Annotated in this window: 1 pseudogene; it reads left to right on the forward strand. The window is 46.0% G+C overall.

Annotated features, from left to right (window positions below):
• Window positions 1–1,682 (forward strand): annotated as a pseudogene (locus B0181_RS10905) (trimeric autotransporter adhesin Knh); the annotation flags it as partial.

Raw genomic sequence — 1,682 nt, forward strand, 5'->3', positions numbered from 1 at the left:
AACGTAAACAACGCAGCAACTGTAGGCGACATTCTAAACTCTGGCTGGAACCTACAAAACAACGGCAACTCAGTTGACTTCGTGAAGCCTTACGACACTGTTAACTTCGTGAACGGTAAAGGCACAACTGCGGTAGCGAAACCGAACGATGACGGTACTGTATCTAACGTTCAATACGACATTAACGTTGACAACAGCACCATCGTGTTCAACGAGAAGCCTATGCTTGACGCAAATGGCGACATCGTACTTGACGCAGAAGGCAATACAGTAACCTTCACTGAATTGACAGTGAACACTGGCGACATCAACGCTAACCCAATCGGTGACGTGAAAGGTCCGGTTACTGCAGCAGAAGAAGCACTGAAAGCTGCAGAAGAAGCCCTGAACAACCTGCCGGATACCGCAACCGAAGAAGAGCGTACAGCCGCTGAAGAAGCAGTAGAAGCAGCGAAGAACAAGTTGAACAACGCAGGCAACAAAGTAGCGACCGCACAAAACGTAGCCGATGCGATCAATGCTTCTGGTTGGAACTTGACAACTTCTGCTTCTAAAGGTCAAGTGTCAGGTGAAACTGTTGAGCTGATCAGCCCAAGCGACTTTGTAACCATTGACGCTGGTAAGAACATTGCTATCACTCAAGATGGCAGCACTATCACCATTGCAACTGGCGATACTGTTGAGTTTACTACTGTGAACTTCAATGGTGGCCCACGTCTGGAAGGTGATGGCAAAGGCAACTTGGTATTGGTTAACCTAAGCGAAGATCCGAATAAATTGCCAGCCATTACTGGCATTAGCAGTGGTTTGGACACAACGCCTGTGGTTATCAATCCAAACGGTACACCAGATGTAGATATGTTGGTGAATCTAGATACTCCAGATGTATCAGATGACACCGCACTGACTGTGGGCGATGCTCGCAACATGGGTTGGGTAGTTGCTGCTGAAGGTAATGACTATCAAGACACCGTGAAGAATGCAAACAAAGTGAACTTTGTTGGCGAAGGTATGGCAACCGTAACTGGTGAAACCAAAGACGGCGTACGTACCATCACTGTGAACGTTGATGCTCAAAACTTGGTAGAAAATGCACAGCTTCCAGTTGTTTACACTGACGAAGAAGGTAACAAAGTTACTATCATTGACGGCAACTTCTACCCAGAAGGTAGCGTGAAACTGGATGGTAACGTTTACCCAGAAGGCACTGTGTTGGTAGATGGCAAGCCAGTTGATAAAGACGGTAACCCGGTTGATCCGATTGCTGAGCCAATTGACAAAGACACAATCATTGCGTCTATGAACAACGGTAACAACGAAACTGCCCCAATGCAGTTGACTAACGTTGGTTCTAACTTGCCAAATACCTACAACATCGACCTAGCAACGCCAAACGGTAACCCTGAGGACACTGAAAACCCAGTTACCAAAGAGCAAAAACTACCAGTTGATAAAGATGGCAACTTTGTACTTAACGTAAACAACGCAGCAACCGTAGGCGACATTCTAAACTCTGGCTGGAACCTACAAAACAACGGCAACTCAGTTGACTTTGTGAAGCCTTACGACACTGTGAACTTTGTTGATGGTAACATCACCACTGCAGTAGCAACTGCAAGCAAAGATGGTACTACTTCAAACGTTACTTACAATGTTAACTTTGATCCAAATACGTTGACCAC

The sequence above is a fragment of the Moraxella caviae genome (assembly GCF_002014985.1).
Classification (GTDB): domain Bacteria; phylum Pseudomonadota; class Gammaproteobacteria; order Pseudomonadales; family Moraxellaceae; genus Moraxella; species Moraxella caviae.